Raw genomic sequence first — 10,417 nt, forward strand, 5'->3', positions numbered from 1 at the left:
GTAAACGAATTATATAGTAATTAAACTTGATTTGATGGTTTAACTGATAATGGTTTTTAAATAGTAATTTTAATCGTTCTTTAGTATTAGATAGACCAATTCCATTTTTAGAGTTTTCATTTTGTGAAAGTACAAAATTATTTATTATTTCAAAATCGAGTGTTTTATTGTTGATGATTTTGCAGTTTATCTTTATGGTTAAGTCCTTATTATTTATTCCGCCATGTTTGAACGCATTTTCTATCAATGAGATTAATAATAAAGGAGGAACATTTATATTGTCAAAATTAGATTCTAGATTAATAAAGACATTTACATTTTCAAATCGTAATTTTTCAATTTCAATGTAATTCTGTATATAGTCGAATTCCTTTAGTAATGGAGTAAACTTGGCTCCTTCAATATCATAAAGAACATATTCCATCAAATTGGAAAGTTTTATAATTACATCAGGCACTTTTTTTGAGTCTTCTAAGGAAAGCGCATAAAGATTATTTAAGGTGTTAAAGAAAAAATGAGGTTGGATTTGTGTTTTTAAGTATTCAAGCTTTATTTTATATTGATTCTCTCTAAGAGTTCTATTGTTTTCTCTTTCTTTTAGCCAAGTTAATGTCAGGTAGATAGAGGATGCCATTGCTAAAACATATAATTCTCCAATACAAACAGCAAGAATATGATTGATTTCAAAAGGCTGATAGTCTCTATTGGCTTCAGGCCAAATGTTTTTTGAAATAATGTAATAGGTTAATCCCGTTTTTATAATATAAATGCATCCTAAACTAGTTAGTAGTGCAAATGTATAATGAAGGTATTTTGATCTTAAAACAAATCTGGGTACTAAAACAAATAAATTAAAATAGACTAAAGGTATGTGTAATGCGAATTCGATAAGATTTGACTTAAATGAATATTCATAATCATTGAAGTAGGCACCCCATCTTAAAAAATTTAATAAAAAATATAATCCCCAAAACCAAAAATGATTTTGAATTTTGATTTCAAATTGCATATCTTTTATTTTAGCCATGGTTAAGGAGACTTTTAGGAAATAAGTTCACAAGTGATTCTTGAATTTTATTTTGCAACTTTAATCATTTTGTCAATAAAAATGGGACTTTTTAAAGAAAAAAATAGTTTAATTATTAATATCGTAATGTAATGAAAATTAGAAAACGTTTTCGTGTAACATATTATTGAACAAAAGATGTCGTTCGTTTAAAAAACAATACTGTTGGTATAATTTATTTTTTTTAACAAAACCTTAAAGATAATTTTATACTATAACTAACTAATACATTAAAAAAAATGAAACAAATTTTATTAATCGTTATGATTATTTTTGCTTCGCAACTTTCGTTTGCGCAAGTAAAAACGCTCAAAGGAACGGTAGTTGATGCCAGTGGAATGCCAATTCCTTCTGCAAATGTCCAAGTACAAGGAGAGTCAAAAGGAACAACCACTGATTTTGATGGTAGTTTTGCTATTCAAGTAAATGTAGGTAAGACTTTAGTAGTTTCTTATTTAGGATATGAAACTAAATCAGTTGTGGTAGGAAATGAAGATACTATTAAAATAATATTAAACAGTGGTGCTACAACAGCATTAACCGAAGTTGTAGTTACTTCATTAGGGATTAAAAAAACAAGAAAATCTCTTACTTATGCTGCTCAAGAGTTAAAAGGTGAAGAGTTAACAAGAGTTAAAGACGCTAACATTATTAATACGATAGCAGGTAAAATTGCTGGTGTTGCTGTAACAAGAAGTTCAGGTGGTACTGGAGGATCTACTAAGGTAGTTATTCGTGGTAATTCTTCTGTAAGCAATAACCAACCATTATATGTTATAGATGGTATACCTTTATATAACGGTACAGCAGGACAGCCAAATAATGCTTTTGGGGATACAGCTGGTGGAAACCGCGATGGAGGTGATGTAGTTTCTTTGATAAATCCAGATGATTATGAAGGAATGACTGTTTTGAAAGGAGCAGCAGCATCTGTTTTATATGGTTCACAAGGAGCAAATGGCGTAGTTTTATTGTCTTCTAAAAAAGCAAAACAAGGTAAAGCTCAATTAAAAGCTTCTTCTGTATCCACATTTGAAACAGCAGCTTACTTACCAAAATTCCAAAATGATTATGTTGCTGTTGCCGGTGGTGAAGAAACTTGGGGAGCAAAGCAAAAAGTAAATGATCACGTAAAAGATTTTTTTGAAACTGGAAGTACTCAAATTTCTTCAGTTAATTTCACAACAGCTTCTGATGTGGCATCTACTTCATTATCTTATGCAAATACAACAGCATCTGGGATTATTCCTGGAAATGGTTTGAAACAAAATAATTTTGGTTTCCGTCAGTCTGGTAAATTGTCCGATAAGTTAACTGTTGCTGCTAATGCAAATTATACTACACGTACTGTAAACAATAGACCGGTGAATGGTTTGTACTTTAACCCATTAACAGGTGTATATTTAATGCCAAGAGGGAATGACTTTAACGATTATAAAAAGAATTTTGAAGTTTTTAACCCTACTAGAAACATGAATGTTCAAAATTGGATGACTAATAGAGATATTATGCAAAATCCTTTTTGGGGAATCAACAGAAACAAGTCTGATGATACGAATCAATTTTTTAATGGAAACTTAGCTTTAGATTATAAAGCAACAGATTGGTTGTCTATTGCCACTAGATATAGTTATAATAGAGTTGAGAGTGGATTTACAAAAGAAATTTATGCAACAACACAAGGTACTTTGTCGCATATTAATGGTCGTTATATTGATATAAACAATTTAAGTACACAACGTTATGGTGATTTGATAGCTACTATTAATACTAAATTTAATAATGATTTTACTTTTAATGCTAATATCGGTACTAGTATCACCAATACTTTGGCTAATAAAAGAACAACATTAGATTCAGGAATTGGTGGAGGTTTGCAAATTGCGAACTGGTTTACTTTGGGGAATTTTGTAAATAACGCTTTAAACTTACAAACTGTTGATTCAAGAAAAGAAGTACAATCAGTTTTTGCTGCCACAACTTTTGGATACAAGGAGATGTTATTCTTAGACTTGGCAGCTAGAAATGACTGGTCTTCAACATTGGTAAATACTGATAATACAGGATTTTTCTATCCATCTATTGGGGTAACGGCAATTCTTAGTGAAATGGTAAAAATGCCAGAATTTATAAATTACGGTAAAGTGCGTGCCACTTATGCTCAAGTAGGTAATGATATTTTTCCATTCGTAACCTCTCCAACGTATGGTTTTACAATTGAAGGTAATAAGCCAGCTACAGTTGCTCCACAACCAGGAACTTCTTTGCGTCCAGAGTTAAAATCTGAGATTGAAATCGGAACAGAATGGAGAATGTTTAACAACCGTTTAGGATTTGAATTGTCTTACTATAATTCAGACACAAAACACCAATATTTACAAGTTTTAGCTCCACCAACAAATCCATTAGGAGTTAAATATTACGGAATTAATGCAGGAAGTATTTCTAACAAAGGTTTTGAAGCTGTAGTAACTGGTAAAATTATTAAAGGAAATAAATTCTCTTGGGATGCAACAGTAAACTATTCTAAAAATATAAATAAAGTAGAAGAAATTCCAGCAGAATTAGGAGGGAAAGTAATTTTGACAGAAGCGGGGGTAAATAACTACAGATATGTATTACAGCAAGGTAAACCATTTGGTGTTATTGAAGGAGTAAACATTAAGAGAGATTTACAAGGTAGAGTATTATTAAACGCTGACGGAACTATTCAAAAAACAGAATTTGAAGAAGTAGGTAACTCTAATCCTAATTTTATGTTAGGTTTTTCTAACTCATTCAAAGTAGGTTCATTCTTTGCTAATGTATTAGTTGATGCAAGATTTGGAGGAGAAGTGATGAGTTTGACAGAAGCTGTAAATGATGAGTTTGGTGTTTCAAGAGCAACTGGTGATGCAAGAAATGCGGGTGGAGTGGCTATTAATGCAGTTTATCCAAACGGAAATGCTTATTCTGGTAAATATCCAGCAGAAAGTTATTTCAAACAAGTTGGTGGTAGAGCAGGTGCAACAGGAGAGTATGTATATGATGCTACAAATGTAAGTTTAAGAGAGGTTTCTGTTGGATATACATTCAATACTAAAAAGTTACCATTTTTACAATCAGCAAGCTTGTCTTTAATTGCTAGAAACTTAGGATTTATCTACAAAGATGCTCCTTTTGATCCAAACATTTCATTAAGTACTGGTGAAGGTTTACAAGGTATAGATGTTTATGGTATGCCATCTACAAGAAGTATCGGTCTTAACTTAAACGTAACTTTCTAATTAAAAAAACATGAAACTAAATATAATTAAAAAAACAGCTATTTGTATTTCCGTACTTGCAGCAGTAGGTTGTACAAGCAATTTTGAGGAAATTAATACTAACCCGACGGGAATTACTGAGGCACAATATGAACAAGATTTTAATAATATAAAAGGTGCTTTTGCTCCTATGTTTAATAATATTATTGTTTTGACTCCTGAATGGAAATACCAAGTTCAACAGGGACTTCAAGGTGATATTTGGTCTGGTTACATGGCTACAGGTACTGCTTTTAGAGGAGGAACAAATAACACTACTTATGATTTAGTAGATGGATGGAATGGTTTTGCATGGGGAGCTGCTTATGGTGATGTAATGTATAATGCCTATTCAGTGGAGCAAAAAGCCAAAGGGAAATACGATCAATTTTATGCTTTAGCTTTGATTTTGAAAGTAGAAGGAATGCATAGAGTTACAGATACCTATGGACCAATTGTATATTCAAAATTTGGAACTACTGATAAAACAATTGGATATGACTCACAGGAAGAAGTATACAGTTTGATGTTCAAAGAATTGGATATTGCAGTTACTGAGTTGACAAAAAGAGTAGATATAGCTGAACCTTCAACTTTCACATCAACGGATTTATCTGGATACAAAGGAGATTACAAGAAATGGGTAAAATTTGCTAACTCATTGCGTTTACGTTTAGCTATGCGTATTGTAAAGAAAAATCCAACTTTAGCTAAGGCTGAAGCTGAAAAAGCGATTGCTCAAAAATTTGGAGTGATGACTACAAATGATGATTTATTTAAAATTGTTTCTCCAAATTTCAACAACCCAATTGCTACCATCAGTGATGCTTGGGGGGATGTTAGAATGTCAGCTGATATGGAGTCTATAATGGGTGGTTATAATGATCCTAGACTTTCTGTATTTTTTAAAACATCAAAACAATTTCCTGGGCAGTATAAAGGTGTTAGAACTGGTATTGAGATTGCTGCTAAAGCAGATCACGTAGATTTTTCTGAAATTGGACCGATTGTTAATTCTAAAGAAATTGTATTAATGACAACTGCCGAAGTTTATTTATTAAGAGCTGAAGGAGCGTTAAGAGGATGGAACATGGGCGGAACAGCACAAAGTTTATATGAATTAGGAATCACTAACTCATTTGCTCAACATGGTGTTCAAGGAGTGGCAACTTACATTGCAGACAATGCAAAAACTGCTAAAAATTATGTAGATCCAAATTTCCCAATAAATAATGGAACTGCATTAAATACTGTAACAGTAGCATGGGATGCTGCTGCAACTAACGAAGTGAAATTACAAAAAATTATTACTCAAAAATGGATTGCTGGTTTTCCAGAGGGTCAAGAAGCTTGGTCAGAATACAGAAGAACCGGCTATCCAAAATTATTTCCAGTGCTTAAAAATACTAGTGGTGGAAAAATATCTTCTGCTTTAGGTGTTCGTAGAGTTAACTTCGTGCAATCTGAAAAAGATGGGAATCCAGGTGGTGTAGCTACTGGTTTAGCTAAACTAGGTGGACCAGATAATGGAGGAACAAGATTGTGGTGGGATACTACTGGATCTAACTTCTAATTTATAGTACATAGTTAATAGTCCTTAGTGGTTTGTTCTTTGCTTTATGCTAAGGAATAATTACTAAGGACTAATAGCTAAATTTATAGACTGCATAACGCTTTATTGGTTAAACAATGTCGTTGGTATACAAACTCTGACCGTTTGTTTTTTTTATTTTTTTGCTCCAAGTAATACTCCTAAATTTGAAATAAAGTAAAAAAAAGATTTCATTTTTATATGCATTAAATGTTTTAAATGTGGATAATATAAAAATCAAATATTGTTTTGAAAACAAAGGAATTATAAAGAGAAAAATAAAATTAGCAAGAATTTAAAATTACAATACAATGAAAAATACTTTAGACATAAAACCGGATATTAGTTACAAAAGTGCTGGTAAATTTGAAGAAACTCGATTTGAAAAAATTCACAATGAAATTTTTAAAAACTCTGTAGAGGCTTCAAAAATTGTTGCTGAAGAGATTGCTACTTTAATTCGATCCAAACAAGAAGAAAATAGAAATTGTGTTTTAGGTTTGGCTACTGGTTCTTCTCCAATAAAAGTATACGAAGAGTTGGTTCGTATGCATAAAGAAGAAGGCTTAAGCTTTAAAAATGTGATTACTTTTAACTTGGATGAATATTATCCAATGAATAAAGAAAGCAAGCAGAGCTATCATTATTTTATGCATCAGCATTTATTTAATCATATAGATATTCATCCTGATAATGTTCATATTCCTGACGGAACAGTGGCTATTGAAGAATTGAATCAATATTGTATTGATTATGAAATGAACATTAAAAATGCAGGAGGCCTGGATTTTCAATTATTAGGAATAGGTCGTACGGGACACGTAGGATTTAATGAGCCAGGATCGCACATCAATTCAGGTACTCGAATCATAACTTTGGATCATATTACTAGAGTAGATGCTTCTTCTGATTTTAATGGAATTAATAATGTACCCAAACGTGCCATTACAATGGGAGTTTCTACCATTATGCGTTCTAAACGAATTGTTTTGATGGCTTGGGGACAAAATAAAGCTGATATCATCAAAAGAACGATTCAAGGTGAGATTAGCTCTGAAGTACCCGCTACTTTTTTGCAAAATCATCCAAACGCTACATTTGTTTTGGATCAATCAGCGGCTTCGTCTCTAACTCGTTTTGAAACACCATGGTTAGTAGGGGAGTGTATTTGGAACCAAGAATTAAAAAGCAAAGCAATAGTTTGGTTGTGTCAAAAAACAAATCAGTCTATATTAAAACTTACCGATAGAGATTATAATAACAACGGTATGTCTGACTTGTTAGCTCAAGAAGGTTCTGCTTATGATTTGAATATTAATATGTTCAATGTGTTGCAACATACCATTACGGGTTGGCCTGGAGGAAAACCTAATGCCGATGATGCACACCGTCCAGAAAGAGCTAATCCAGCTAAAAAAAGAGTGATCCTTTTTAGCCCTCATCCAGATGATGATGTAATTTCCATGGGAGGAACTTTTGCAAAATTAATCAAGCAAGGACATGAGGTTCATGTAGTGTATCAAACTTCTGGAAACATTGCTGTAACAGATGATGAAGCTTTAAAATTTGCTGAAGTATGTAATGATTTTGTAGGAGAAGATAGTAGTAAAATTAATTTTCAAGCCGTAATTGATTTCTTAAAAAATAAGAACGACAATCAAGTTGATTCTCTAGAAGTTAGAAAATTAAAAGGGTTAATTAGAAGAAGAGAATCTTATGCAGCAGTGCGTTACATTGGGTTAAAAGATGAAAATGTCCACTTTTTAGATTTACCTTTTTACGAAACAGGTCAGATAAAGAAAAACCCGCTTGGAACAGAAGATATTGAAATTGTGGCTGATATTATTGCTAAAATTAAACCGCATCAAGTTTTTGCAGCGGGAGATTTAGCTGATCCACACGGTACTCACGAAGTATGTTTGAATGCCATTTTTGCAGCTTTAAAACAATTAAAAGCTAAACCTTACATGAAAGATTGTTGGTTGTGGTTATATAGAGGCGCTTGGCATGAATGGGATTTACATGAAATTGATATGGCTGTACCGTTGAGTCCAGATGAAGTATTATTGAAACGACAAGCCATTTTATTCCACCAATCTCAAAAGGATCGTGTGATGTTTCAAGGTAATGACTCGAGAGAATTTTGGGTACGTGCCGAAGATCGAAATAAAAACACTGCTAAATTATACGATGAATTAGGACTGGCAGAATATGAAGCTATTGAAGCTTTTAAAAGATTTGATTATTAAGAATTAAAATCCATTCGGTTGATTATTCAGCCGAATGGTTCTTCTTAAAAATCAGGATTAAAAACCTGACTGAAGATATTTATATACCAAAACCTCTCATGAAATACCTTTTTATACTGTTTTTTATAACATTATCTACAACTGCTCAAGTTGTTAAAGAGTCCTTGAATTTAATGCCTTGGCCTCAAAAAGTAGAACTTAAGTCAGGAAATTTTGATTTAAAACCTACTTTTAAAGTTAATGTTACAGGGCAACCTAATGAAAGAATCTTTGGAGCGGTTTCTAATTTTTTAAGACGATTAGATGGTAGAACGGGCTTGTTTTTTAAGCAAGGGTTTGTGACTTCTACTAATGAATTTCCAGATGCACAATTGCAAATTAATTGCTCAAAGGCAGGGAAAATTGGTCTATATGAAGATGAAAGTTATCAATTGACAGTTCAATCGAATGCTATTGTGATCAATGCTTCCTCAGATTTAGGAGCGATGCATGCATTGGAAACTCTTTTGCAGTTGCTTCAAAACAATGCAACTTCTTACTATTTTCCAAATGTATCAATAACAGATATGCCTCGTTTTACTTGGCGTGGATTAATGATTGATGTTGCTAGACATTTTCAACCTGTTGATGTGATTAAAAGAAACTTAGATGCAATGGCTGCTATGAAAATGAATGTTTTTCATTGGCATTTGGTTGACGATCAAGGTTGGAGGATTGAAATGAAGAAACATAAAGTGCTCACAGATAAAGCTTCCGATGGTCTTTTTTATACTCAAGAAGAAATTAAAGCTATCGTAAAATATGCTGCCGCCAGAGGAATTTTAGTTGTACCTGAAATTGATGTACCTGGACATGCTTCTGCTATTTTGACTGCCTTTCCAGAAATTGGAAGTAAAGTAATAACTGTAAATAAAGGGTCTGCTGAAACAACCCAGAAAGCATCAGGATTAGTAACTTATTCATTAGAAAGAAATGCAGGTATTTTTACACCAACACTAGATCCGTCTAATCCAAAGACGTATCAATTGTTGAGTGAAATTTTTGATGAAGTTTGTCTGTTATTTCCAGGGAAATATTTTCACATTGGAGGCGATGAAAACGAAGGTAAAGATTGGGATTCGAATCCTAAAATTCAGGAATTCATGAAGAAAAATAAGTTAGCCAACAATCATGAGTTGCAAACTTATTTTACCATGCAGTTAATTCCGATGTTAAAAAAGCATCAAAAAGAATTGATGGGATGGGAAGAAATTATGACCAAAAACATGTCAAAAGAAGCCATAATTCATTCCTGGAAAGGGCCTAATGAAGGAGTAGCTTCTGGTAGTTCTCTTATTGCTGCTGCTAACAATGGATATAAAACAGTATTGTCTAATGGTTTTTATGTAGATTTAGTTCAAGGAGTTGAAAGTCATTATTTGAATGATCCAATGCCTAAAAACAATACACTATCGTCAGAAGAAAAAGCTAGAATTCTAGGTGGTGAAGCTACAATGTGGAGTGAATTGGCTACACCTGAAACCATCGATTCAAGAATTTGGCCCAGAACCGCAGCAATTGCGGAAAGACTTTGGTCTGACGCCAATGTAACTGATTTGGCAAGTATGCGAAAAAGATTGAAAAACATTTCTTTTCGATTGGAAGAATTAGGAATTACGCATATTCGAAATAAAGAGGTGTTGTTGAGAAATATCAGTAACAATCAAAATACTGCTGCTCTACAAACGTTTTCGGCAATTTGTGAACCTCTGAAAATTTATTCCCGAAATGCGGGCGGTACTGAATATCAGATGTATTCTCCCTTTACTTTTTTTGCTGATGCATGCACACCAGATGCTGAAGATGCTTTAGTTTTTAATGAATTAGTAGCAGATTATTTAAAAAGTAAAGAGGTATCATTAGAAAAAGAGATTGACTTGTTTTTGAATAAATGGATGCAAAATCATAACGAATTAGAGGGTTTAAGTCAAAATGCTCCATTGGTACAACCTCTTTTGCCTTTGTCTAAAGTATTACATGATTTGTCTGAACAGTTGCTTTTTAAGTTACAAAAGAAACCCAATTATAATAGGTCTCTAGCAAAAGAGTTACTAGAAAAATGTAACTCTAAGGCCCATGCGGATGTAGAACTTGCTGTGTTTACTGGTTTGAAAAACTTAGTAGATTTATAATTTTTTAGTTCAATTATTAATATGTTTAGTTTATTTAGTTTTATTGATTTTTGAAT

5 protein-coding genes are annotated in these 10,417 nt (G+C 32.6%); 4 read left to right on the forward strand and 1 reads right to left on the reverse strand.

Annotated features, from left to right (window positions below):
• A partial coding sequence (locus DNC80_RS01425) for a sensor histidine kinase (RefSeq protein WP_182648586.1) occupies nucleotides 1-1,027 on the reverse strand: 1,027 nt, incomplete at its 3' end.
• Between the two features lie 278 nt (nucleotides 1,028-1,305).
• Between DNC80_RS01425 and DNC80_RS01430 the strand changes: the two genes are divergently transcribed.
• The 4 genes from DNC80_RS01430 to DNC80_RS01445 all read left to right on the forward strand — a co-directional run bounded on the left by DNC80_RS01430 (nucleotide 1,306) and on the right by DNC80_RS01445 (nucleotide 10,361).
• Entirely contained in the window at nucleotides 1,306-4,332 is a 3,027-nt protein-coding gene (locus DNC80_RS01430) for a SusC/RagA family TonB-linked outer membrane protein (protein WP_182648588.1), read from the forward strand.
• Between the two features lie 10 nt (nucleotides 4,333-4,342).
• Complete coding sequence (locus DNC80_RS01435) at nucleotides 4,343-5,923, forward strand: RagB/SusD family nutrient uptake outer membrane protein (RefSeq protein WP_182648589.1); 1,581 nt, start codon at nucleotides 4,343-4,345, stop codon at nucleotides 5,921-5,923.
• Between the two features lie 329 nt (nucleotides 5,924-6,252).
• A complete protein-coding gene (nagB, locus tag DNC80_RS01440) occupies nucleotides 6,253-8,190 on the forward strand; it encodes a glucosamine-6-phosphate deaminase (RefSeq protein WP_182648591.1) in 1,938 nt (645 codons plus the stop codon).
• Nucleotides 8,191-8,288: 98 nt separating this feature from the next.
• Complete coding sequence (locus DNC80_RS01445) at nucleotides 8,289-10,361, forward strand: beta-N-acetylhexosaminidase (protein ID WP_182648593.1); 2,073 nt, start codon at nucleotides 8,289-8,291, stop codon at nucleotides 10,359-10,361.
• Nucleotides 10,362-10,417 lie beyond the last annotated feature (56 nt).

The sequence above is a fragment of the Flavobacterium sp. SOK18b genome (assembly GCF_014156605.1).
Classification (GTDB): domain Bacteria; phylum Bacteroidota; class Bacteroidia; order Flavobacteriales; family Flavobacteriaceae; genus Flavobacterium; species Flavobacterium tiangeerense.